Source organism: Paramagnetospirillum kuznetsovii (genome assembly GCF_003284725.1).
In the GTDB taxonomy this organism is placed as follows: Bacteria; Pseudomonadota; Alphaproteobacteria; order Rhodospirillales; family Magnetospirillaceae; genus Phaeospirillum; species Phaeospirillum kuznetsovii.
On the sequence record NZ_PGTO01000002.1, the window covers coordinates 330,284 to 353,249 of the forward strand.

Sequence of the window (22,966 nt, forward strand, 5' to 3'; positions counted from 1 at the left end):
GGGCCTATTAAGCATCGTGGGTGTACACGCTGCGGCCGTCGATGACGGTGCGCATGACCATGCCTTGGACCGGGCGGTCGTCGAAGGGAGAGTTCTTGGACTTGGAGCGGAACTTCTTGGCCTCCACCTTCCAGCCGCGCTCGGGGTCGAACAACACCAGATCGGCCGAGGCGCCCACCTTCAGGCGGCCCGCCGCCAGTCCCAGGATATCGGCGGGCGCGCAGGTGATCAGCCTGAGCGCCTGCAACAGGCTGAGATGGCCGTTATGGGTCAGTTCCAGGGTGATGGACAGCAGCGTTTCCAATCCGACGCCACCGAACTCGGCCGCCGCGAAGGGCACCCGCTTGGAATCCTGATCCTGGGGGGCGTGGTCGGAGCCCACGGCGTCGATGGTGCCGTCGGCCAGGGCGGCGACCACGGCCTGGCGGTCGGCCTCGCTGCGCAGGGGCGGGCTCAGCTTGGCGAAAGTGCGGTAGTCGCCCACCGCCAGTTCGTTCAGCGCGAAATAGGGCGGGGCCGTGTCGCAGGACACTTTCAGCCCCTTGGCCTTGGCCTTGCGGATGATCTCGATGCCCTCGGCGGTGGAGACATGGGCGGCGTGATAGCGGCCGCCGGTGATCTCCACCAGACGCATGTCGCGTTCCAGCATCATGGCCTCGGCGGCGGCGGGAATGCCGGACAGGCCCATGCGGGTGGCCAGCTCGCCCTCGTTCATCATGCCGTTCTCGGCCAGGGACGGCTCTTCCGGGTGCTGAACGATCAGCAGCCCGAAGGTGGCGGCATAGGACAGGGCGCGGCGCATCAACTGGGCATTGCGGATGGCCTTGACGCCGTCGGTGAAGGCCAGGGCGCCCGCTTCGGCCAGCATGCCCATCTCGGACAGCTCCTTGCCGTCCAGCAGCTTGGTGGCCGCCGCATAGGGATAGACCTTGGCCAGCCCGATCTTGCGGGCGCGCCGGGCGACGAATTCCACCGTGGCGACCTCGTCGATCACCGGATTGGTGTTGGGCAGGCAGACCATGGAAGTGACGCCGCCCGCCACCGCAGCTTCGCCCGCCGATTTCAGGGTCTCCTTATGCTCCTCGCCGGGCTCGCGCAGTTGGACGCGCATGTCCACCAGACCGGGGGCGAGGCACAGACCGGCGCAATCCACCACTTCGATGCCCGACGGCACGCCGCCCTGGAACAGGCCGGGGCCCACATCGGCGATGGTCTCGCCATTGGTCAGCAGCGATCCCTTGGCATCCAGGCCCGAGGCGGGGTCCAGCAGCCTTGCGTTCACATAGGCCACCAGGCCGGATGAGGTGCGGGCGGCCATCAGGCGGCTCCTTCCGATAGGGGCAGATGCCGGGTCAGCATGTCCAGGCAGGCCATGCGCACCGCGACGCCCATTTCCACCTGCGAGCGGATCAGCGAGCGTTCGACATCGTCGGCCACGTCGGAATCGATCTCGACTCCCCGGTTCATGGGGCCGGGATGCATGATCACCGCGTCGGGCTTGGCGAGGCTCAGCTTCTCGTGATCCAGGCCGAAGAAGTGGAAGTATTCCCGAATGCTGGGGATGAAGTTGCCCTTCATGCGCTCGTTCTGGATGCGCAGCATCATGATGACGTCGACGCCGTCCAAGCCCTTGCGCATGTCGTGGAACACCTCGACCCCCATGCGGTCGATGCTGGACGGCACCAGGGTGCGCGGCCCGATCAGCCGCACATTGGCGCCCATGGCGTTCAGCAGATAGATGTTGGAGCGCGCCACGCGGGAATGCAGCACGTCGCCGCAGATGGCCACGGTCAGGCCCGACAGCTTGCCCTTGCGCCGCCGGATGGTCAGGGCGTCCAGCAAAGCCTGGGTGGGATGCTCGTGGCTGCCGTCGCCGCCGTTGATGACGGCGCAGTTGACCTTTTCAGACAGCAGCTTGACCGCGCCGGAATCCGGGTGGCGCACCACCAGCACGTCCAGATGCATGGCGTTCAGCGTCATGGCGGTGTCGATCAGGGTCTCGCCCTTCTGCACGCTGGACCCGGCCGACTGCATGTTGATGACATCGGCGCCCAGGCGCTTGCCCGCCAGTTCGAAGCTGGTGCGGGTACGCGTCGAGTTCTCGAAGAACAGGTTGATGACGGTGCGACCGCGCAGCAGGTTCTTGCGCTTGTCGTTGGAACGGTTCTGCTCCACATAGCCTTCGGCTAGGTCGAGCAGCATGGTGATCTCGGTCGGCCCCAAACCCTGGATGCCGAGGAGATGCCGGTGCGGGAAGCGGGCGTCTGTCATGGTGAGCGAACTATATGGCGGGAGGGCTGCGCCCGCAAGCGGGTGGACTCGCTACCAGTAGCGGGTGACGATTCCGTCAAAGACCGTGTCGGCCGAGATCAGCGGAAGAGCGTAGTGCAGGGCGGTGGCCGCGAGCAGGCGGTCAAACGGATCGCGGTGCGTCCAAGACATCATGCCAGCCTTGATGCAGACGGCCGGATCAAAACCGGCGACGGAGCCGCCTTGCTCTGCCAAAAGAGCGGAGAGTCGTTCGATGAAAGGCTCCATCTCCGGCCATTTTCCCAGTCGGACCTTCTGGGCGATCTCGAAAAAGGAAATGGGACTGACGAAAATGGTGTCGGCGGCCTCGATGGCGGATATGGCGGCTTGCGACAGGCGATCATCGCCGCTCAGGCTCCACACCCAGGCATGGGTATCGAGCAGGACAGCCTTCACGGGCCGCCCTCCCACAGGTCGCGCTCGTCCTCGGCCATGGGCTGAAGGAAGTCCGGCCCCGGACCGGTCAGCATACCCTTCAGCAACCCCATCTTGAAGGCGCCCTGCCGCACTGGAACCAACCGAACCACAGGTCGGCTGCCATTGGCGATAATGATCTCCTCGCCGGACAGAGCCGCTTCGATCAGCTTTGACAGATTGGTCTTGGCGGCATGTATGGTCACTTGCTGCATGGCTGCGATCCTTGAATGAGCCCCGGCTAACTTAGTCAGGGGACGTAATTTAGTCAAGTTAGCTAAGCGACAGTCTCGCCCACCAACCTCCGCACCTCCGGCAGCAATTCCGCGTCGAACCACGCATTCTTTTTCTGCCACGCCCCGGTCCGCCAGGACGGATGCGGCAGCGCCAGGAATTCCGGCAGGTAGTCGCGCCATGCCGCCACCGTCTCGGTCAGGCTGGCGCGGCGGCGCTTGCCCAGCACAAACGCCTGGGCGTAGGAGCCCACCAGCAGGGTCAGTTCGATGTCGGGCAGCAGGGGACGGAGCTGGGGATGCCACAGCGGCGCGCATTCCGGCCGGGGCGGAAGGTCGCCGCCTTTGGCATCCACGCCGGGATAGCACAGGCCGGTCGGCAGGATGGCGATGCGGCTTTCGTCATAGAAGATGTCGCGGTCCAGGCCCAGCCAGTCGCGCAGCCGGTCGCCGGAACGGTCGTTCCAAGGGATACCGGTTTCGTGAACCCTGGTGCCGGGGGCCTGGCCGATGATCAGCAGCCGCGCCGTCGGCGACACCCGCAGGATGGGGCGCGGCCCCAGGGGGAGATCAGCCTCGCACAGGCGGCAGGCGCGGACGCGCTCCACCAGTCCGGCGAGGTCTCCGGTCATCGCCTGTCCAGTCCGACCTCGGCCTCCACCGTCACCTGGATTTCCTGTTCGCCCGCCTCGGCGGACGGTGGAACGGCGGCGGCCATGGGAGCGGCCATGGCGCGCAGCATGGGCCGGGGGGAGTTCCCGCCTGCTTTCTCGATGCGGATTGTCCGGTAGGAGACGACCCGCAGGTCAAGGGCGGCGGCGGCGGAGTCCGCCTGGCGGCGCAGGCGGGCGATGGCCTCGCCCACCAGCTTCTCTTGAGTATCGCGGCGGGTCTCGGCGCCCACCTCGAAATTCATGCCCGACAGGGCGAGGCCGCTGGCTTGCAGTGTTCCGGTCAAGTCCAGCAGGGGCGATATCTCGCGCGAGGTCAGGGTGAGGCCCTGGCTGGCGCGCCATTCCGGCTTTTCGCGGGCGGGGCGGCCTTCGCCGGGGCGCACGACATAAGCGCTGTAGCCTCCGGTGGCAACTTTTACGCCCGACACCGCCTTGGCGGCGGCGACGGAATCCTTCATCTGGCGGTTGACCGCCTGCTGGGCGGCGGCGGCGCCGTCGGCGGCGCCCTCGGCCCTCAGCGAGACGACCAACAGATCGGGAACCACCATGGCTTCGGCGGTCTCGCGCAGGGACAGCACGGTCTGCGGTTCCGCCGCCAGGGCGGGGCCGCCGAGAAACGCGGCGACGAGAATGGCGAACAGGCGCCTCACGGGACCAGCGCCCGCAGGGTGTTCAGCTTGACCTCCGCCAGATTGGGATAGATCGCCGCCGCCCCGGTGAAGTCGTCGCCGGTGGTATACAAGCTGGGAGTCACCACCACCGGAATGCCCGCGCCGACGGCGGCCTTGACGCCGTTGGTGGAATCCTCGATGGCGATGCATTGCTCCACCGGCAATCCCATGCGGAAGGCGACCAATTGGTAGACCTGGGGGTCGGGCTTCTTGCGCACGGTGTCCTCGCCGCAGGCGATGACCTCGAACCATTGGCGGCGTCGGCCCAGCAAGGCTTCCACATTGGCGCGGCTGGTGGTGGATGCGATGGCGAGCCTGACGCCCGCCTCGCGCGCCTCGTTGATCAGCGCCTCGACGCCGGGACGAAAGGCGATGCGGCCACTGGCGATCATATCGGTGTAGATCTGGGTCTTGCGCCGATGCACGCCCGCCACCAGTTCCGGCGCGGCGTCGGGGTCGTAGGCGAGGATTCGCTCGCGTCCTCCCGACACCTTCAGAAGTTCGCGGTAGACGGTGGGATCCCACCGCCAGTCGAGGCCCGATTGCCCGAAGGCCAGCAGGAAGGCGTGGCGATGGGCCTCCTCGGTTTCGGCGAGGGTGCCATCCACATCGAAGATGAGCGCGGACAGGGTCATGGGATCACATTGATGATGCCGTTCATGCCAAGGGCTGAATGGCCGGTGACGTCACATTGGAAATGATAGGCCCCATAGCGCGCCGGGACCAGCCAGATTTCCTTGGTCTCGCCCGAGGGCACCACCAGCTTGCTCAGCCAGGGGGCGGCGGTGGCGCCGTTCGGCCCCACCACTTGGCGGGTCGCGACCTCGCGGAAGAACTGATCCGAGACCACCGTGTGGTCCTTGGTGCTGGGGTTGACGAAGACCAGACGCACGGCACGGTCGCGGCGCAGGTTCAGTTCCGAGGGGGAGAACTCGAAATTGGTCATGGTGACGGTGACGCTGTCGGGATTGCTCCAATCGGTGGCGGCCAGAATCCGAGGGGCATCGCTCAGGTAATTGGGCGGCAGGGTGGGGCTGATGACGTCGCTGCCCGCGCAGGCGGCCAGGGCGAAGGGCAGGGCGAGCAAGAAGCGGCGCATGTCTAGTCTCCGGGGTTCCAGCCCGTGGGGGCCATCTCGAAGCCTTCGAAGCGGAAGGCGGGGGAAACGGTGCAGCCGACCAGGGTCCATCGCCCGGCCGGCTCGGCGGCCTGCCAGACCTGGGGGGCGACGATCACCTGGGGCGACTGACCGGCGGCGAAATCAGGGCCGAGGACGGTCTTCCGCTCGGAGCGGCCGTCTTCCGACAGGCGCAGCGTCAGCGGGTCGCCAGCGTAAAAGTGCCAGATCTCGGTGGCGTCCACCCGGTGCCAGTGGGACCGCTCGCCCGCCCGCAGCAGGTAATAGATGGCGGTTCCGGCACCGCGCCCGCCATCCGGAGTATCGTCGCGCCAAGTCTCGGCATACATCCCGCCCTCGGGATGGGGGCGCAGGTTCAGCCGGGCGATGATGTCCCCGATCGCGCTCATTCCTTGGGCTCGGTCTCCGCCACCGAGCGGCGCTTGGCGATAGCCTCGGCCCAAGCCGCCAGTTTGGGACGGGCGGATCGCCAGTCCTCGGTGGGAAAGCGGAAGTCCAGATAGGACAGGGCGGCCACCACCGTGATCTGGCCGATCATGAAATCGGCGCCCCAGGCGGCGCAGTCCTCCTCCAGCACGTCAAGGCCGCGCGCGATGGCATTGCCCTGGCGTTCGACCCAGCCCGTCCAGCGCTTGTCCTCGGGGCGCATGGCGGTCTCGATCCGCTTGGCCAGTGCCGCGTCCAGGATACCGTCCGCCAGGGCCTGAAGCTTCAACTGCGCCCAACGCGCCCCCCCCGAGGGCGGCACCAGCTTGTGGCCGTCATGCAGCGAGTCCAGGTATTCGCAGATGACCGGCGAATCGAACAGCACCTCGCCGCCCTCGGTGATCAGGGCGGGAACCTTGCTCAGCGGGTTGTCCTTGGTGAGGTCGGTGTCGGGCGCCCAGGCATTGGTCGGCTCCAGGCTCAACCGCGCCTCCAGCCCGGTCTCCTTGGCGACGATGACGCATTTGCGGACATAGGGGGATGTGGGGGAATAGCGCAGTTTCATGGGTCGTATCCTCGGAGACGGCTGAGACGGGATCATGCTTGGCTCGGCGGGCGGCCGAGTCAATGGTCTTGCGCAATTGCCCTGTCCGCTCAGTTCCGCCATTATGGCGGCGAATGTCGAAGGGGGCGGAAGATGAAGCGTGCGGTTCTGGGCCTGGTCGGCGCCTTGGCGTTGTCCGGCTGCGCCAATGTGAACGAAGATGCCTTGTCGCGGTTGCAGCCGGGGCGCACCACGGTGGATCAGGCCATGTCGTCCCTGGGGCGGCCCGACCGCGACGAGACCCTGGCCGACGGCTCGCGCATGCTGACCTATGTGGGGTCCGGCGCCTCGCCGCGCCCCGCCAATTACATCCCGATCCCCGGCGCCGTCTATGCCTGGGGCGGCTGGAACGTCACCAGCAACGAAGCGGGGCTGATGTTCGGTTCGGACGGCCTGCTGCGATTCTGGGCGTGGTCGACCAATCAGCGCACCCCCATCAAGGTGGTGGGCCGCGACGTGGTGCCCCATTCGGCGCCTGATCTGGATGTCAGAAACGAAAGCCCCCTTCCCGAGGCCGGGAAGGGGGCATCGCCGTCACAAGACCGCTCGGGGGATTAGACCCGCTCGCTGGCCAGTTCCCACACCGCCGGGGCGCGCCACAGGCGCGACTTCAGCAGTTCACGCTCGAACAGCATTTCCTTGGGGACGCGGTCGAAGAACTTGTCGAACAGTTCTTCCTGGCTGCGGGCGTCGGAAACACCGGCCTCGCGGTCGATGCGCATGAGGTCTTGGAACTTGTCGCGGGGATAGTCGAGACCGGCCCATTCCACGTCATTGTATTTCGGCACCAGGCCGATGGGGCTTTCCACCGCGCGGGCCTTGCCCTGGACGCGGTCGACGATCCACTTCAGCACCCGCATGTTCTGGCCATAGCCCGGCCACATGAACTTGTTGTTCTCGTCGCGGCGGAACCAGTTGACCCGGAAGATGGGGGGCGGGTTGTTGACGGCGCGGCCCATGTTGAGCCAGTGATTGAAGTAGTCGGCCATGTTGTAGCCGCAGAACGGCAGCATGGCGAAGGGGTCGCGGCGGATGGCGGCCTGGCCGACGGCGGCGGCGGTGGCTTCGGACCCCATGGTGGCGCCCAGATAGACGCCGTGGGCCCAGTTGAAGCTCTGGACCACCAGCGGCGCGTTCTTGGACAGCCGCCCGCCGACGATGAAGGCGGAAATGGGCACGCCGGCCGGGTTTTCCCAATCGGGGTCCACGCTGGGGCACTGGCTGACCGGCGCGGTGAAGCGGGCGTTGGGATGGGCGGCGGGATCCTTGGACTCCGGGGTCCAATCCTTGCCCTTCCAGTCGATCAGGTGCTTGGGGGCCTCGTCGCTGAGGCCTTCCCACCACACGTCGCCGTCATCGGTCATGGCGACATTGGTGAAGATGGAGTTCTTGGCGCAGGCGGCGATGGCGCTGGGATTGGTCGAGGCGCCGGTGCCGGGCGCCACGCCGAAGAAGCCCGCTTCCGGGTTGATGGCGTAGAACTTGCCGTCGGCGCCGGGCTTGATCCAGGCGATGTCGTCGCCGACGGTCCAGATCTTCCAGCCGTCGAAGCCCTTGGGCGGCACCAGCATGGCGAAGTTGGTCTTGCCGCAGGCCGACGGGAAGGCGGCGGCCACATAGGTCTTCTCGCCCTTGGGGCTCTCGACGCCGACGATCAGCATGTGCTCGGCCAGCCAGCCCTCGTCGCGGGCCATTACCGAGGCGATGCGCAAAGCGAAGCACTTCTTGCCCAGCAGGGCGTTGCCGCCGTAGCCCGAACCGTAGGACCAGATCTGGCGCTCTTCCGGGAAGTGGGAGATGGTGATGTTGTCGGGATTGCACGGCCAGGCCACGTCCTGCTGGCCGTCGGCCAGCGGCGCGCCCACCGAGTGCAGGCATTTCACGAAATCGCGGTCGGCGCCCAGGATGTCGAGCACCGGCTGGCCCATGCGGGTCATGATGCGCATATTGGCGGTGGCATAGGCGGAATCGGTGATCTGCACGCCGATATGGGCGATGTTGGAGCCCAGCGGCCCCATGGAGAACGGCACCACATACATGGTGCGGCCCTTCATGCAGCCGTCATACAGCTTGGTCATGCGGGCCTTCATCTCGGAAGGCTCGACCCAGTTGTTGGTGGGGCCGGCGTCGTTCTTGTTGTTGGAGCAGATGAAGGTGCGGTCTTCCACCCGGGCGACGTCGCGGGGGTCGGAGCGGCAGAGATAGGAGCCGGGGCGCAGCTTTTCGTTCAGCTTGATCATGGTTCCGCCAGCCACCATCATCTCGCACAGCGCGTCGTATTCCGACTGCGAACCGTCACAGATGTGGATATGGGCGGGGCGGCACAAACGCGCCATCTCGTCGATCCAGGCCAGGAGTTTGGAATTCATGGTGGTCCCGCCGGGGATACCGAGCTTGCTCATGGTGCGTTCGTCTCCGCTTGCATAACCATGGGGGGCTTGCCGCCCTCGTTCGAAAAGTGGACGCGAAGATAGACCCCAGCGGTTCGCCGGGCAATGCCCTTGGCGCGGAATTTTCACTAAAACTTAAGAATCATATCAGGGGTGCATTGGTTGCAGCCAAGACGGCGGCGAACGCCTGCTCGGGAGTGGCGGCGGGTGGGTCGAAAACCACCCTGTGGTGGCGTTCCTCCGACAGCACGTCGCAACCGTCCATGTCGAGTCCCGTCACCTGCCAGGGCAGGCCGCCTTCGGCCGCGAGCCGTTCCAGCAATCCCGGCTCCGCCGCCGCCATGGCTTGGCTGTCGGCCAATGGGACCAGCGGCGCGTCGAACCATACCGCGCGGGCGAAACCGCCGACGAAGTGCGCCCGTTCCAAGCGAAGCGTCCAGATGGAAAAGTCGGCGAACCCGGCGTAAAGCGCGGCGGCCGGATGGCGGGCGAGGAAACGGGCCTTCAGCCTGGGATCGTCAGTCTCCTCGGCGGTCCCCACCAGGGTGACGCGGGGGCCGGTCTGGGGATTGGCGTGGCCCTCGGTGCCGTCCAGCAGCAAGGCGGCCTTTGGCTCCGCCCGCAGGTTGCGGGTGTGGTCGGCCAGCCCCGACAGCAGCAGGATCGGTGTCAGGTCATGATCGAAAGCCAGGGTCACCAGCGAGACATAGGGTCGGCCGCCCTGGTCCGTGGCCAGGCTGGTGGCAAGCGCCGCCTTGCGGCTGGCCCGCGCCACCCGGCGGAGCGCCAGACGGTTGTCGGCAGGAAGCTCGGCCTTGTTGTCGCGCTCGTTCATTGCAACCCCTTGCATGTTTTGTTCGTTGGCGCCCCGCGCCTTTGGCTGGAGATCATCGCAGATGAAGAGCGTCCTTGGAATCGCGCTGGTGGTGTCGCGTGGCGCGGCCCTTCGGCGCAACCGGAGCCGACCGCGTCACTTCGTCCGACTCCGGGAAGTGATTGCGACTCGACGTCATGAAGGCGTAATCTGATTCCATTGATCCTCGGACGGGGAGAGTTTGGTGTCCCTTGACGGCATCATCGGGTCTGACGGCGGCGCCGGTATTCGCAGCGTCCAGGGGGCTTCGCGTTCCGGAGCCATCCGGGCGGTGTCCGAGTCGCGACCGAACTTCGAACTTCCCGATACCGTCATTACCTCCCGCCGCCCCGGCTCGCAGCCCCGCGATACTTTTGTACTTGGCGGGAAAAAGGACGATGCCGCGTCATCATCCTTCCAGGGACGTCCCCAAGGCCGCGACGGCAGTTCCGATACCGGGCGCGAGCCCACGTCCACTTTCCTGGCGCAGTCCCTGGCCCAGGATTCCGGCGGCGGAGAGCCGGTGTCTTCGGTGTCGTCACGGCTGCGTGCCGGGATTGACGCCTATGTGCGGGCGGCCGGAACGACGACGGCGAATGCCGACCTGGGCGTCGAAGTGCTGCCGCCGTCGGGCGCCTCCCTGGCTTCGGGCCATGTGCTGGATTTGGCGATTTAAGGGCGCTTGATCCGATTCAAGGGTGATAAATTTTCCGTGCCCCCTGGTGGGGGGCAGGCGATGGGCCATATCAAGTTGTGCCGTCCGGTGTTCATTGTCGACGGCCCTACAAGCGCCTAGGTTGCTCTACCTAGAGCAAGTATAAAAGCGCCCCTATGGCGCAGGTATGAATACTGTTTCGGAAATCCACAATAGGCGAGCTTTCGGGTTGATCTATAGCCCAATTCCGACTATGTGAAGGGAAGGGGTCCATGCCCGAAATTGTATACAAGGGCCGGAAATCGGCCAATTTAGCCGGTGAAAAACTGACTGACATGTCACAGAAGACAGAGACCAAGGCCGCTCGTCCCATGAATCGGGCCAATGACACGGATCGACATGTGGGAACACGGATTCGGGAGCGGCGCATCATGCTGGGCCTGTCCCAGCAGCAGATGGCCGACCTGATCGGCGTGACCTATCAGCAGGCCCATAAATACGAGCGCGGTATCAACCGCATCTCCGCCGGTCGCCTCTACGAGATCGCCCAGGTTCTGGGGGTTCCCGTCGGCTTCTTTTATGAAGGGCTGGAAAACCGCCGTGGCGGGGATCTTTCCGCCCGCCAGCGCATGTGCCTGGAACTGGCCCGCAACTTCACCAGCATCTCCAACGAGAAGCATCAGGACGCTTTGTCGCAGTTGGCACGGGCCTTAGCGTCCGAGGGCTGACACGGCCCAATCCGCCATGGCGCGGACCAGCGGTGACGAATCGTCGCGCAGGGCTTGCGCGACGGCGATCAAATCCTTGCGTCCGCTATTGCCCACGGCGATCAGCACATTGGCGACGAAACGGTCGCGGCCCGCCCGCTTGACCGGCGAGGCGGCGAACACCTCGCGAAACCCGGCCTCGTCCAGTTGGGCCAGATCGGCCAGACGCGGCGCCGTCAATTCGACCCGCGGCAGGAAGTCCGGCTCGACGGCGGGCGTGGCGAACTTGTTCCACGGACAGGCGGCCAGGCAATCGTCGCAGCCATAGATTCGGTTGCCCATCATTGGGCGAAGCTCGGCCGGAATCTCGCTCTTGGTCTCGATGGTCAGGTAAGAGATGCAACGGCGCGGCTCGATATGGCCCGCGCCGTCCAGCGCCCCGGTCGGGCAGGCATCAACGCAGGCGTGGCATGATCCGCAATGATCGGGTTCCGGTCGGTCGGGCTCGATCTCCAAGGTGGTGAAGATTTCGGAGAGGAACAGCCAGCTTCCCCAGCGCCGCGACACCAAATTGGTGTGGCGGCCGCGCCAGCCCAGCCCAGCCGCTTCGGCCAGGGGCTTTTCCATCACCGGGGCGGTATCGACGAAGACCTTCAAGTCGCAGCCCCAGGTCTCGGCCATCCAGCGCCCCAGCGCCTTCAGCCGTTTCTTCACCGTGTCGTGATAGTCGCGGTTGCGGGCATAGATGCTGATATTGCCCCGATCGGGCAGGCGGGTAACCGCCAATGGGTCGCCCTTGGGGGCGTAATTGGTGCCCAGCACGATGATGCTTCTGGCCTCGGGCCACAGGGCGCGGGGAGCGGAGCGGCGCTCAACGGTCTCTTCCATCCAGGCCATGTCGCCATGGCGGCCGTCGGCCACATAGTCGGCCAAGTCCTCGCCCCAGCGGGCGGGCGCCTCGGCGGCGGCGAAGCGGATTTCGGCGAAGCCCAGGTCAAGGGCCTTGGCGCGGATGGCGTCCTTCATGGGGAGCCGTCCAGGTCTGGGGGGAGTAAACGGCGGAATTCACCACAGAGACACAGAGACACAGAGAAGGCACAGAGAAAGTTTGATTCCTTTTCTCTCTGTGCCTTCTCTGTGTCTCTGTGTCTCTGTGGTTTTCTCACCGAAGGGGCTCTCGAGATACCCAGCAGGCATTATCCCCGCCCGCGATAGCTTGGCACGCCCTGGTCGGGCAGCCACAGGCCCTCGGGCGGGGTTCCGGTCTGCCAGAACACGTCGATGGGGATGCCGCCGCGCGGATACCAGTAGCCGCCGATGCGCAGCCATTTGGGGGCCGAGGCCGCCACCAGCCGTTTGGCGATGGCAAGGGTGCAATCCTCGTGGAAGGCGCCGTGGTTGCGGAAGCTGCCTAGGAACAGCTTCAGCGACTTGCTTTCCACCAGCGCCGCGTCCGGGGCGTAGTCGATGACCAGATGGGCGAAGTCGGGCTGGCCGGTGATGGGGCACAGCGAGGTGAATTCCGGGGCGGCGAAGCGCACCAGGTAAAGCGTGCCCGGATGGGGATTGGGCACCGTCTCCAGCACGGCCTGATCGGGGCTGGCGGGCAGCGCCGTATTCTGGCCGAGTTGGGTCAGCGGGCCGGTCATGTCAATGACCGTTCATACGTTTAATGGTGTTGGTGGTGCTCTGACCGTCCACCAGATCGGCCAGCACCACCTTGCCGCCCCAGGAATGGACCTGATCGGCGCCCACCACCTTGTCGATGGTGTAGTCGGCGCCCTTGATCAGCACGTCGGGCCGCAGGGTCTCGATCAATTGCAGCGGGGTGTCCTCGCCGAAGATCACCACCAGATCGACGGTGGCCAGCGACGACAGCACGGTGGCCCGCGATGCCTCGGACTGGACCGGGCGGGTCGGACCCTTGAGACGTTGAACCGAGGCATCGCTGTTCAGTCCCACCACCAGCTTGTCGCAGGCCGCCCTGGCCTGGGTCAGGATGGAGACGTGGCCGGGATGCAGCAGGTCGAAGCAGCCGTTGGTGAAGCCGACCTTGGCGCCCTTGCGCCGCCAGCGGTCCACCAGTTCGGCCGCCGAGACCGCCGACCACATGATCTTGGATTCTCCGGCGGTCAGGTCGTCGTGATGCAGGGCGGCGATCACTTCCTCGGCATAGGCCACGGCGGTGCCCACCTTGCCCACCACGATGCCCGCCGCCACATTGGCGATGCGGGCGCCATCCAGCAGCGAGGCGCCCGACGCGATGGCGGCGGCCAGGGTGGCGACAACGGTGTCGCCGGCGCCCGAGACGTCGAACACCTCGCGGGCCTCGGCGGGCAGATGGTGCGCCTGGCCGTCGGCGGTGACCAAAGTCATGCCGTCCTGGGACCGGGTGACCAGCACCGCTTCCAGTCCGCAGGTGTCGATCAGCTTGCGGGCGGCGGCGACCACGCCATCATCGCTGTCCACCGGCATGGCGGTGGCTTCGAACAATTCCTTGCGGTTGGGCGTCACGATGGTCGCCCCGGCATAGATGGCGTAATCGGAGCCCTTGGGGTCGACCACGATCTTCTTGCCCTTGGCCCTGGCGCGGGCGATCAGCTCGGCGGTGACCGGCGGCGCCAGCACGCCCTTGCCGTAATCGGACAGCACCATGACCCCCGCCTTGTCCAACAGGCGGTCGGCGCGGGCCAGCAACTGGTCGCGGATGGAATCGGTCAGCGCCGTGCGCGACTCGCGGTCGGCGCGCAGCAACTGCTGATGCGAGGCGAAGAAGCGGGTCTTGATGGTGGTCTGGCGGCCGGTCTCCACCACGATGCAAGGATCGATCTCGCCATGCTCGCCCACCAGCCTTGTGATCTCGCGGCCCGCGACATCGTCGCCCACCACCGAGACGAAGGCGGGGGCGGCGCCCAAGGCGACCAAATTGCGAACGACGTTGCCCGCGCCGCCCAGCATGGCGCTTTCGCGCTCGATGAACAGGACCGGAATGGGGGCCTCGGGGCTGACCCGGTCCACCGAGCCATAGACGAAGCGGTCCAGCATGGCGTCGCCGACGCACAGCACCGAAGTGTTGCGAAGCTGTTCGACGCGGTCGGCGAGAGCGGAAAGTTCGGTCATGGAATCCAGCGTATATGATGGCTTGTGCCTGCTAACCCAACGGGGCGGCGCTTGCAAGTCAAAACGGCGTAATGCGCCCGACGAGCCGCAGGCGAGGAGTTGCGGGCAAGGCCCGGCGCCGCGCGTGCGGCGAAGCCAAGGGCGCGGATGCGCCCGCCCGGCGATTGAGGGCCAACACCTTAAGTGCTTAGGAAGCGCCGCCCCGCCCCTTCCAGCACAAGGCAGGTGAGGCGTCCGCTACGATAGGCGCCGGTGTCGATGGCGATGCGGTTGGGGTGAATTTCGGGCTCGGACACTTGGGTGTGGCCGTGCACCACCATTTTTGGATACGGGCCGGTATGGGACAGGAAGGGTTCGCGGATCCACATCATGTCGTAGGCGTCCTGGCGTTCCAGCGGCACTTCGGGACGGATACCGGCATGGACGAACAGATAGTCGCCCTCCACATGCTTGGCCGGCATGCGTGACAGGAAGCGCAGATGGCTGGGCGGCATGGCGCGATAGAGCAGGCGCTGCAAGGCGGGATAATCGGCAACGAAGCCATCGGGCAGATGGCCCACATAAGAGCGGATGGCTTCCAGCCCGCCGTTGCGCAGCCAGCCCGGCGCCACCGAGAAATCCGCCAGAAACTGGGTCATGTAATCTTCGTGATTGCCCCGCAGGGCGATGAACTGCGCCCCGGCCAGGGGGCCGGTGGCGGGCGCGCCGGACAACAGACGTTCGATCACGCCACGCGAATCGGGGCCGCGATCAATCAAATCGCCCATGCAAATCACCACCACCCGATCGGGCCGACCGATCTCGTATGGATCGTAGCTCACATCCGTGGAAATGGCCGCCAGCAGACGCTCGAACAGATCCATCCGCCCGTGAATGTCTCCGATGGCGTAAACCCTGGTTCCATCGGGCGCCTTCATGCGTGAAGTGTCCGAAGTCTTGAAAGCCTGATCACTCATTTCCTCTAGGACACCGCAGCCAGCCGATGTTATTTTTAACCGAGGCAACTCTGCCCTTATATCTGGCGGTCAACAATGGTCCTGACAAGAATGGACCTCGAAATGGAGCGGGAATGAACGCTGGCGCGTTCGGAACGGGACAACAGGAAGTCGTAACGCCGGAAAACCTTCTCTTCGATGCCGCCGAACGGGTCGGCCGCATCAGGGAGGGGCGTGTGGCGTTGCATCTGCACCTGTCCCAGCTGCTGCCCGCCAATCGCGACGAGGGCCGCATTCGCATCGCATTCCGCCTGTTCGAGACCATGGTGGACGCCTTTCGCGGCCAGATGTTCCTGCTGAGCAACAACGACATCGTGCTGATCTGCAAGGATGCGCGCATCAGCGAGCTGGATGCCATGGTGTTCAAGCTGCGCGCCCTGTTCTCCACCGATCCGCTGACCTACGCGGAATCGGCCGAGGGCGCCGACCGATTCGTGACCTATTATGATCTGGAAGCGGATTTCGACACCTTCTTCTCGCTATGCGGCGAGATGGTATCCCTGGCCAAGAAATCCGCGGCCGACCAGCGCAGGGCGCCGCAGATCCAGTCGTTGGATTCCAAGACCCTGACCAAGGTGCTCGAACGCATCGGGGCCACCGATATCGCGGGCGTGGTGCGCCGACAGGCCTGTATCCAAATTCACGAGAACATGACGGCCAGCGTGGCATTCCAGGAATTCTTCATGTCCATCATGGACTTGCAGAAGGTGCTGGCCCCCGACGTCAACATCTTGTCCAACCGCTGGCTGTTCCAGCATCTGTCGCAGATTCTCGATCTCAGGGTTTTGTCGGTGTTGCAGGATTCCGGGTTTCGCAAGATGCCGGACGCCTTCTCGGTCAATCTCAACATGGCGACCATCGAGACGCCGGTGTTCCAGCAGTTCGAGGCCTCGGTGCGCGGTCGCGCCGGGGTGGTGGTGGAATTCCAACTGCTGGATATCTTCAACGACCTGGACGGATTTTTTCGGGCGCGCGACAAGTTGCGTTCACGCGGGCACAAGTCGGTGCTGGACGGCATGAGCCCGCTGACCCTGCAATTCATGGACGCCGAACTGTTCGATACCGATTACGTCAAGCTCGCCTGGAGCACCGACATGATCGACGACATCAAGACCGCCGAGTTGCAGCATGCCTTGGGTCCGGTCGGCTATGACCGCGTCATTCTGTCGCGCTGCGATACCGAGACCTCCATTTCGTGGGGGCTGTCCCAGGGCATCCGCATGTTCCAGGGCCGCTTCCTCGATTCCATGATATCGGCGGTGACCATGGCCCAGTGCGACAAGTCGTCGGCCTGCACGCTGAATCAGTGCACTCAGCGTCACGGCGTCATCACGGGGCGTCCGCGCGCCGAATGCGGCAATAACGATATGCTCGACGCCTTCCCGCCCCTTCGGGCCATTCGGTAGCGCCGCCCATGTTCAACCCCCCGCCCACCGCCAGCCAACCCCGCAGCGCCGGTCAGGAAAACCTGCTGCTGGACTATGTTCACCGGTTGGAACGCCATCGCCAGGACCGCAAGGCGGTCCATGTGCATTTGTCCGGGCTTCAGCCGCAGAACCGGCGCGAGCACCACATGCGCATCGCGGGCAACACCTTCGAGAATCTGGTCAAGTTGATGCAGGCCCAGGTGTTCACCCTGGCCAATTCGGACTTGATGGTGATCTTCAAGGCCCAAGCCCAGGACGAAATGGAAGCGGCGGTGGTCAAGCTGCGCTTTCTGTTCTCCGACGATCCCCTGGTGCTGGAGGAACAGCACAGCGGCGGCGGCGGCAATTTCAGCACCTGGTACGCGCTGGACCGTGAATACGAGGTGTTGCTGACCCTGGCCCAGAAGATGGTCCAGGACGAAGCGGCCAAACGCGCCGCAACAAATTCCAAAGCCAGCGCCGCCAGTCGCGGGCCGCAAAAGCCGTCCGGGTCGCCCTTTACCCCGGAACTGCTGGCGCGGGTGGAAAACTCGCTGGGCCAGGCCGATCTGGCCAATCTGATGCGCCGTCAGGCCATCTGCGCCATGGTGGGCAAGGCGCCGCCGCAGCCGGTGTTCCACGAGTTGTTCATCTCCATCGCCGATCTGCGCCAGACCCTGTTTCCCAGCGTCAACGTCAATTCCAGCCCGTGGCTGTTCCAGCAACTGACCGAGACCCTGGATCGGCGCGTCCTGTCCATGCTGAACAAGCACGACGACCGCACCCTGGAAGGCGACATCAGCATCAATCTGAACGTCTCGACCATCCTGACGCCGGAATTCCTGGTGTTCGACGACAACGTCAAGGCGGGCATGCGCGGCACCATCGTGCTGGAATTGCAGAAGGTGGATATCTTCGCCGATCTGGGCGCCTATCTGTTCGCCCGCGATTTCGCCCATGATCGCGGCTATCGCATCTGCATCGACGGACTGACCTTCCACCAGTTGCCCTTCGTGGATCGCGAAAGGCTGGGCGCCGATCTGATCAAGCTGATCTGGGACCGCTCCTTGACCGAGGAGAAGGACAAGAAGACCGAGGCGCTGCGCCGTATCGGCGTGACCCGCATCATCATGTGCCGCTGCGACGATCAGGCGGCGGTGGATTTCGGCCATTCGGTTGGAATTACCCTGTTCCAGGGCCGTCACATCGAGTCCCTGGTGCAGGGAGATCCCCGCAAGAAGGGCCTGCGGGCGCGCCCCCGGCCTTGAGCGCCATCCAAGTCAGGTCGGTCAGCAAGGCCTTCGGGTCGGTCCTTGCCGTGGACGATATCAGCTTTTCCGTCGCCACCGGCTCCACCACCGCCTTGCTGGGCGGCAATGGCGCGGGCAAGACCACCACCTTGTCCATGGTGCTGGGGCTGTTGATCCCCAGTTCGGGCGCCGTCACGGTGCTGGGCGAGGACATGGCGCGGCACCGTTACCGGGTGCTGCCCCGGCTCAATTTCTCCAGCCCCTATGTGGAGCTGCCGCTGCGCCTGACGGTGCGCCAGAACCTGACCGTCTACGGCCATCTCTACGGGGTCGACGACTTGAAGGGGCGGATCGCCCAACTGTCGGAAGAACTTGAACTGGCCGATTTCATCGACCGGCCCGCGGGCAAGCTGTCGGCGGGGCAGAAGACCCGCGTCGGATTGGCCAAGGCGCTGCTCAACCAGCCGGAACTGCTGCTGCTGGACGAGCCGACGGCGTCGCTGGATCCCGATACCGCCGATTGGGTGCGCGGCTATTTCCAGGATTACCGCGCCCGCACCGGCGCCACCATCGTGCTGGCGTCGCACAACATGACCGAGGTCGAGCGCATGTGCGACCATGTGCTGATCATGAAGCAGGGGCGCATCGTCGATCAGGGCTCGCCCACGGATTTGATCGGGCGGTTTGGGCGCGACACCCTGGAAGAGGTGTTTCTCGACATCGCCCGCAACCGCCGCCATCCGGCCGAGGCGGTATCATGAGCGTGTCCATCCCTGCGGGCAGGATGCCCGCGCTCCAATTCGCCCCTGCGGGCAGGATGCCCGCGCTCCAAGTCGCCCATCCCTTTGGGAGCGCGGCCGTCCCGGCCGCCCGGGAGGTCAGGGAATGAACGCGCTCTCCCTGTCGTTCCGCCGCATCGCCGCCATGTGCTTGCGCCATCTTTATATCCTGAAAGGGTCGTGGCCGCGTCTGTTGGAAATGGCCTATTGGCCCGCCATCAACATGGTGGTGTGGGGATTCACCAGCCAGTTCTTCGCCAGCAATTCCAGTTGGGTGGCGCAGGCGGCGGGCATCCTGATCGGGGCGGTGATCCTGTGGGACGTGATGTTTCGCGGCAATCTGGGGGTGGCGCTGTGCTTCCTGGAAGAGATGTGGTCGCGTAATCTCGGCCATCTCGCGGTCAGCCCCCTGCGGCCGTGGGAACTGGTGGCCTCCATGCTGTGCATGAGCCTGATCCGCACGGTGATCGGGGTGCTGCCCGCCGCCTTGCTGGCCATTCCGCTCTATCACTACTCCATTTTCGACCTGGGCTTGCCCTTGCTGGCGTTCTGGGCCAGCCTGATGATCAGCGGCTGGGCCATCGGCCTCGGCGTTTCGGCCCTGGTGCTGCGCTTCGGACTGGGGGCGGAAAGTCTCGCCTGGGTGCTGATCTTCGCCATCGCGCCGCTGGCCGGCATCTATTACCCCATCGCGACATTGCCCGGCTGGTTGCAGCCGCTGGCCTGGGCCTTGCCGCCCGCCCATGTGTTCGAAGGCATGCGCTCGGTCATGCTGGGACACGGATTCCGCGGCGATCTGCTGGCCTCTGCGCTGGCGCTCAATGCGCTCTATCTGGCGGGGGGAGTGGCTGTATTCCTGCGGGTCTGGCACGGGGCACGAATGCGCGGCGCCTTGCTGAACGTGGGGGAGTGACAAACCGGCGTTCCGGCGGGTAATAGTTTCGAGGTTTCAATACAGGGGATTGCCGCAATGCCAAGCTTCGACATCGTCTCCAAGACCGATCTGGCCGAGGTCGACAACGCCCTGGCCGGAATTACCCGCGAAGTGTCCCAGCGCTATGACTTCAAGGGCGCCAAGTGCTCGGTGGAGCGCAAGGACCAGATGATCACCGTGCTGGCCGACGACGACATGAAATTGAAGGCCATGCATGAATTGCTGGCCGTCCATTTCACCCGGCGCAAGGTCGATCCCAAGGCTTTGGAATACAAGACGGTGGAGAAGGCCTCGGGCAATACCGTTCGCCAGGAAGTCCGCATCAAGGAAGGCGTCGAGAAGGACTTGGGCAAGCGGCTGGTCAAGGAGATCAAGGACACCAAGATGAAGGTTCAGGTGGCCATTCAGGGCGACGAGCTAAGGGTCACCGGAAAAAAGCGCGACGACCTACAAGAGGCCATCGCCTTTCTGAAGAAGCTGGACGTGGACCAGCCGCTGCAGTTCATCAATTTCCGGGATTGAGCCCCGCCGAGGGGAGCCACAGATGGGCGGTGGTTCCCTTGTCTGGCACCGAGTCCAGCCATAACCTGCCGCCGTGCAAGCCTGCGATCCGCGCCGCGGAGGCCAGCCCAAGCCCGGCGCCGGGGAACTTGGCGCGGGAATGCAGGCGGGCGAACGGCCGCAAGACGGATTCCAGGTATTCCGAGGGGATGCCGATACCGTTGTCGGCCACGTCGATGCGCCAGCCGCCATCCTGTTCCACGGCATAGATCCTGATGATGGGAGCCACGCCCGGCCGGTGAAATTTGAGGGCGTTGCCGATCAGGGATTCGAAGACGATGAACAGCAGCACGGCATCGCCGGGCACCGAAGGCAGATCGCCGATCTCGAAGCTTGCGTCGACGCCGGGCGCCGCGTTTCGGCAATCGGCGATGGCCTGATCGACCACATTGCGAACGGCGACCGGCGAAAAGGCCGTCTTTGGGCGATTGCTGCGGCTGAATTTGACGAGACCGCCGACCAGCAGATTCATCTGGGCGGCCCCATCGGCGATGGTGGTGATGGTGGTCTGGGCCCGTTCGGGAAGGTCGGCGGCGAACTCGCGCTGCAGGCGCTGGCTATAGGCCTGTATCTCGCGGATCGGCTCTTGCAGGTCGTGGGACGCGGCGAACAGCATCCGCTCCAATTCCGCCTTGGCCTCGATCAGCAAATCGGCGCTCTGCTTCTGGGCGGTGATGTCGCGGATGGACGAGCGCGACCCCAACGGGGCGCCCGATGGATCGAAGATGGGCTGCCACGACATGGCCACCCATAGAATCTGTCCGTCAAAGGCGCGGACGCGGAATTGGACATCGTCGCCGGACTCGCCGCAGCGTGCCTTTTCCAGGCAGTCGGCGACGCGGTCACGGTCTTGCTCGACCACCATGGGCAGCGGGAACCCGGCCATTCCGTGGCAGACCTGCGGGGAATAACCGACAATGCGTTCCACCGCTGGATTGACCCAGCGCAATCTTCCATTGCTGTCGAACCAGTTTTCCCACGAATAGGTATAGTCGGCGATGGCGCGGAAGCGTCGTTCGCTGTCCTTCAGCTCCGAGATGCGGGCTTCCACCGCACCCGACATGACGTTGAAGGTTCTGGTCAGGACGGCGATTTCATCTTCGCCATCCACGTCCAGTCGCTGAGAGAAGTCGCCGTCGGCCACCTTCAGGGACGCGCGGGCCAACAATTCGAGGTGGCGGGTCAGCCAGAAGCCGATGGCGGTCAAAAGCGCCACGGTCAGGACGATTTCGACGATGGCGATCCCCAGGCTCTGTTGCAGCAGTTCTCGTCGCGCGACACCGATGAAGGCGGTGTCGAGGCCGTAATGGGCGCGACCATAGCGCTGGTTCAGATAGGTGATGTCGAAGGCGCCGTTATAGACCCCGGACTCGCCGTCCAGCCCCCGATCCGGGCTCGGCAAGGGGTCGGTCGCCTTCATGCCGGTGGCGGCCACGACCCGGCCGACGGAATCCTCCACCGCCATATAGGTGATGGAGTGAATATTGCCCCAGCCATCCAAGACGCTTTGAATGGAAGCGTAATCACGAGCGGCCAGCAGACCGGCCAGGGCGATGTTGAACGACGCCTGCTGGGCTTCCAGTTGAACGGTGGTGTTGCGGGCAAGGTGATCGTGGATCAAGCGAACGCTGTTGGCGACCAGCAGGGTCAGCATGACCACTTCGACGACGATGCTGAGCAGCAGCAGCCTCAGCCGCAGCGACTTTCTTGCCGGAACCGAACGCATGCCGCTGAACATGGGTGTCATCGCGCATCCGCCATCATGTGGCGGACAAGGTCCGCATAGGGACGGGCGGCCGCGATATCGGCGGGGGCCAGCGGCACGAAGCCCTGGAAGCCCGAGGCGGCAAAAAAAGCCCTGCCGTTAGGGGTGACGGCGAATTCGGCGATCTCGTCACGAATGCGGTCGATGGTCTGTGCCCCCAGACGGGGATGCGCCATGGTGAATTGATGGGGCACCGCCAGGCGGCATGGCAGCGAGTCCACCTTATCGCGAATATCGGCGGGAACCTGTTGCAGCGGCGACACGCCACTGATGGCGGCATCGGCGTCGCCCATGGCGACGGCGCGAATGGCGGTGGAATGGTTGGACGCATCCACCAGTTCGTAGTCGCGACCGGCCACCAGATTATAGTCGCTTTGCAGCCAGCCTTCGGCCACCACCGACAGCGCCGTCAGTCGATTGGCGGTCAGGATGCGCTTTCCCGCCAATTGGCGGGCTTCGTGGATGGGGCTTCCCTTGGGAACGATGATCACCGGGCGCAGTTCCAGCCGATAGCGGAACAGCGGCACATAGCCCTTGTCGAACGCCATCACGCCAAAATGGGGCGCCGTGATCACCATGTCGAACGACTCGGCCATGACGTCATCGGCATAGGCGCGGAAAGAGGCCGATGTATAAAGGTCCACCGGTCGGCCGAGGGCCTGCTGAAGATGACGTCGCAAGGGGTCGTAGAGGCGGAGCAGGCTGAGCGAGGCGATGGTCGGCAGCAAGCCGATGCGAAGGGGGCGAGCATCTTCAGCCAGTGTTCGCATTGGCAAGGCCAACACAACCACAAGGATGGCAATGGCCAGAATTCCCCCGCCAATACGGCCGATCATCATAAAGATCCTAGAATGCAAGAAAAGGATAGCACCGGATATCAGCCGCCCTCAACCATACTTTTGTAGAGTAGAGTTGATCAAAATCTGCGCATCCATCCTCGGCGGGGAGGGGATGGGGCAGGTCGGCATTGGGGAATATAACGATGTTATCGTGACTTAATCAAGCGACTGCTTATTGTATTGAATGCCGGGCGAGCTGTTTCTCGTCGGTTCCAATCAGGTGCCCCTGGAATCGGCGCTGA

Annotated in this window: 26 protein-coding genes; 8 read left to right on the forward strand and 18 right to left on the reverse strand. The window is 64.7% G+C overall.

What is annotated here, in order from left to right; all coding sequences use genetic code 11:
- Window positions 1-7 precede the first annotated feature (7 nt).
- The 10 genes from pyrC to CU669_RS04245 all read right to left on the reverse strand — a co-directional run bounded on the left by pyrC (window position 8) and on the right by CU669_RS04245 (window position 6,431).
- Window positions 8-1,318, reverse strand: coding sequence for a dihydroorotase (pyrC, locus tag CU669_RS04200; RefSeq protein WP_112142537.1), 1,311 nt, complete (start codon window positions 1,316-1,318; stop codon window positions 8-10).
- Complete coding sequence (locus CU669_RS04205) at window positions 1,318-2,271, reverse strand: aspartate carbamoyltransferase catalytic subunit (RefSeq protein ID WP_112142538.1); 954 nt, start codon at window positions 2,269-2,271, stop codon at window positions 1,318-1,320. The genes pyrC and CU669_RS04205 overlap by 1 nt, the downstream gene beginning before the upstream one ends.
- 51 nt (window positions 2,272-2,322) lie before the next feature.
- On the reverse strand, window positions 2,323-2,706 hold the full coding sequence (locus CU669_RS04210; protein ID WP_112142539.1) for a type II toxin-antitoxin system VapC family toxin: 384 nt from the start codon (window positions 2,704-2,706) through the stop codon (window positions 2,323-2,325).
- Window positions 2,703-2,939 (reverse strand): type II toxin-antitoxin system Phd/YefM family antitoxin, encoded by a 237-nt coding sequence (locus CU669_RS04215; RefSeq protein ID WP_112142540.1) that lies wholly within the window; start codon window positions 2,937-2,939, stop codon window positions 2,703-2,705. Before CU669_RS04215 ends, CU669_RS04210 begins: the two co-directional genes overlap by 4 nt.
- 62 nt (window positions 2,940-3,001) lie before the next feature.
- Window positions 3,002-3,589, reverse strand: a complete 588-nt coding sequence (locus tag CU669_RS04220) for a uracil-DNA glycosylase family protein (protein ID WP_112142541.1) — start codon at window positions 3,587-3,589, stop codon at window positions 3,002-3,004.
- Window positions 3,586-4,281 (reverse strand): SIMPL domain-containing protein, encoded by a 696-nt coding sequence (locus CU669_RS04225; protein WP_112142542.1) that lies wholly within the window; start codon window positions 4,279-4,281, stop codon window positions 3,586-3,588. Before CU669_RS04225 ends, CU669_RS04220 begins: the two co-directional genes overlap by 4 nt.
- On the reverse strand, window positions 4,278-4,937 hold the full coding sequence (locus tag CU669_RS04230) for an HAD-IA family hydrolase (RefSeq protein WP_112142543.1): 660 nt from the start codon (window positions 4,935-4,937) through the stop codon (window positions 4,278-4,280). Before CU669_RS04230 ends, CU669_RS04225 begins: the two co-directional genes overlap by 4 nt.
- The gene (locus CU669_RS04235; protein ID WP_161539576.1) at window positions 4,934-5,401 is read right to left on the reverse strand and encodes a cupredoxin domain-containing protein; all 468 of its coding nucleotides are present in this window, start codon (window positions 5,399-5,401) and stop codon (window positions 4,934-4,936) included. Before CU669_RS04235 ends, CU669_RS04230 begins: the two co-directional genes overlap by 4 nt.
- A 2-nt stretch (window positions 5,402-5,403) precedes the next feature.
- Window positions 5,404-5,829, reverse strand: a complete 426-nt coding sequence (locus CU669_RS04240; RefSeq protein WP_112142545.1) for a cupin domain-containing protein — start codon at window positions 5,827-5,829, stop codon at window positions 5,404-5,406.
- Window positions 5,826-6,431, reverse strand: a complete 606-nt coding sequence (locus CU669_RS04245) for a glutathione S-transferase N-terminal domain-containing protein (RefSeq protein WP_112142546.1) — start codon at window positions 6,429-6,431, stop codon at window positions 5,826-5,828. Before CU669_RS04245 ends, CU669_RS04240 begins: the two co-directional genes overlap by 4 nt.
- A gap of 132 nt (window positions 6,432-6,563) precedes the next feature.
- Between CU669_RS04245 and CU669_RS04250 the strand changes: the two genes are divergently transcribed.
- The gene (locus CU669_RS04250) at window positions 6,564-7,028 is read left to right on the forward strand and encodes a hypothetical protein (protein WP_192884573.1); all 465 of its coding nucleotides are present in this window, start codon (window positions 6,564-6,566) and stop codon (window positions 7,026-7,028) included.
- On the opposite strand, the gene CU669_RS04255 is transcribed toward CU669_RS04250, so the two are convergent.
- Together CU669_RS04255 and CU669_RS04260 are read right to left on the reverse strand one after the other, a co-directional pair.
- Window positions 7,025-8,872: a phosphoenolpyruvate carboxykinase (GTP) gene (locus CU669_RS04255; RefSeq protein ID WP_192884574.1), complete on the reverse strand. Its 1,848-nt coding sequence runs from the start codon at window positions 8,870-8,872 to the stop codon at window positions 7,025-7,027. The two genes, CU669_RS04250 and CU669_RS04255, sit on opposite strands and share 4 nt — an antisense overlap.
- A 130-nt stretch (window positions 8,873-9,002) precedes the next feature.
- On the reverse strand, window positions 9,003-9,695 hold the full coding sequence (locus CU669_RS04260) for a HugZ family pyridoxamine 5'-phosphate oxidase (RefSeq protein ID WP_112142547.1): 693 nt from the start codon (window positions 9,693-9,695) through the stop codon (window positions 9,003-9,005).
- 223 nt (window positions 9,696-9,918) lie between these two features.
- On the opposite strand from CU669_RS04260, the gene CU669_RS04265 reads away from it, so the two are divergent.
- Together CU669_RS04265 and CU669_RS04270 are read left to right on the forward strand one after the other, a co-directional pair.
- Complete coding sequence (locus CU669_RS04265; protein WP_146747667.1) at window positions 9,919-10,389, forward strand: hypothetical protein; 471 nt, start codon at window positions 9,919-9,921, stop codon at window positions 10,387-10,389.
- A 350-nt stretch (window positions 10,390-10,739) separates the two neighbouring features.
- Window positions 10,740-11,096, forward strand: coding sequence for a helix-turn-helix domain-containing protein (locus CU669_RS04270; RefSeq protein WP_192884578.1), 357 nt, complete (start codon window positions 10,740-10,742; stop codon window positions 11,094-11,096).
- Here CU669_RS04270 and queG read toward each other — a convergent pair.
- From queG to CU669_RS04290, 4 genes are all read right to left on the reverse strand, one after another.
- Window positions 11,079-12,101 (reverse strand): tRNA epoxyqueuosine(34) reductase QueG, encoded by a 1,023-nt coding sequence (queG, locus tag CU669_RS04275; protein ID WP_112142550.1) that lies wholly within the window; start codon window positions 12,099-12,101, stop codon window positions 11,079-11,081. The two genes, CU669_RS04270 and queG, sit on opposite strands and share 18 nt — an antisense overlap.
- Before the next feature lie 170 nt (window positions 12,102-12,271).
- Window positions 12,272-12,724, reverse strand: coding sequence for a preQ(1) synthase (queF, locus tag CU669_RS04280; RefSeq protein ID WP_112142551.1), 453 nt, complete (start codon window positions 12,722-12,724; stop codon window positions 12,272-12,274).
- 1 nt (window position 12,725) lies between these two features.
- Window positions 12,726-14,195, reverse strand: coding sequence for a D-glycero-beta-D-manno-heptose-7-phosphate kinase (gene rfaE1, locus CU669_RS04285; RefSeq protein ID WP_112142552.1), 1,470 nt, complete (start codon window positions 14,193-14,195; stop codon window positions 12,726-12,728).
- Between the two features lie 179 nt (window positions 14,196-14,374).
- Window positions 14,375-15,151 (reverse strand): metallophosphoesterase family protein, encoded by a 777-nt coding sequence (locus CU669_RS04290; RefSeq protein ID WP_112142553.1) that lies wholly within the window; start codon window positions 15,149-15,151, stop codon window positions 14,375-14,377.
- A 113-nt stretch (window positions 15,152-15,264) separates the two neighbouring features.
- Here CU669_RS04290 and CU669_RS04295 point away from each other — a divergent pair, with 113 nt between their 5' ends.
- The 5 genes from CU669_RS04295 to CU669_RS04315 all read left to right on the forward strand — a co-directional run bounded on the left by CU669_RS04295 (window position 15,265) and on the right by CU669_RS04315 (window position 20,081).
- Complete coding sequence (locus CU669_RS04295; protein WP_112142554.1) at window positions 15,265-16,596, forward strand: hypothetical protein; 1,332 nt, start codon at window positions 15,265-15,267, stop codon at window positions 16,594-16,596.
- A gap of 8 nt (window positions 16,597-16,604) precedes the next feature.
- Window positions 16,605-17,864, forward strand: coding sequence for an EAL domain-containing protein (locus CU669_RS04300; RefSeq protein ID WP_112142555.1), 1,260 nt, complete (start codon window positions 16,605-16,607; stop codon window positions 17,862-17,864).
- Entirely contained in the window at window positions 17,861-18,607 is a 747-nt protein-coding gene (locus tag CU669_RS04305; RefSeq protein ID WP_112142556.1) for an ABC transporter ATP-binding protein, read from the forward strand. Before CU669_RS04300 ends, CU669_RS04305 begins: the two co-directional genes overlap by 4 nt.
- Before the next feature lie 124 nt (window positions 18,608-18,731).
- Window positions 18,732-19,538, forward strand: coding sequence for an ABC transporter permease (locus CU669_RS04310; protein WP_112142557.1), 807 nt, complete (start codon window positions 18,732-18,734; stop codon window positions 19,536-19,538).
- Between the two features lie 57 nt (window positions 19,539-19,595).
- Window positions 19,596-20,081, forward strand: a complete 486-nt coding sequence (locus CU669_RS04315; RefSeq protein ID WP_112142558.1) for a YajQ family cyclic di-GMP-binding protein — start codon at window positions 19,596-19,598, stop codon at window positions 20,079-20,081.
- On the opposite strand, the gene CU669_RS04320 is transcribed toward CU669_RS04315, so the two are convergent.
- Both CU669_RS04320 and CU669_RS04325 read right to left on the reverse strand, forming a co-directional pair.
- Window positions 20,065-21,867 (reverse strand): ATP-binding protein, encoded by a 1,803-nt coding sequence (locus tag CU669_RS04320; protein ID WP_112142559.1) that lies wholly within the window; start codon window positions 21,865-21,867, stop codon window positions 20,065-20,067. The genes CU669_RS04315 and CU669_RS04320 overlap by 17 nt on opposite strands.
- Window positions 21,864-22,655 (reverse strand): phosphate/phosphite/phosphonate ABC transporter substrate-binding protein, encoded by a 792-nt coding sequence (locus CU669_RS04325; protein ID WP_239988533.1) that lies wholly within the window; start codon window positions 22,653-22,655, stop codon window positions 21,864-21,866. The genes CU669_RS04320 and CU669_RS04325 overlap by 4 nt, the downstream gene beginning before the upstream one ends.
- Window positions 22,656-22,966: the final 311 nt, after the last annotated feature.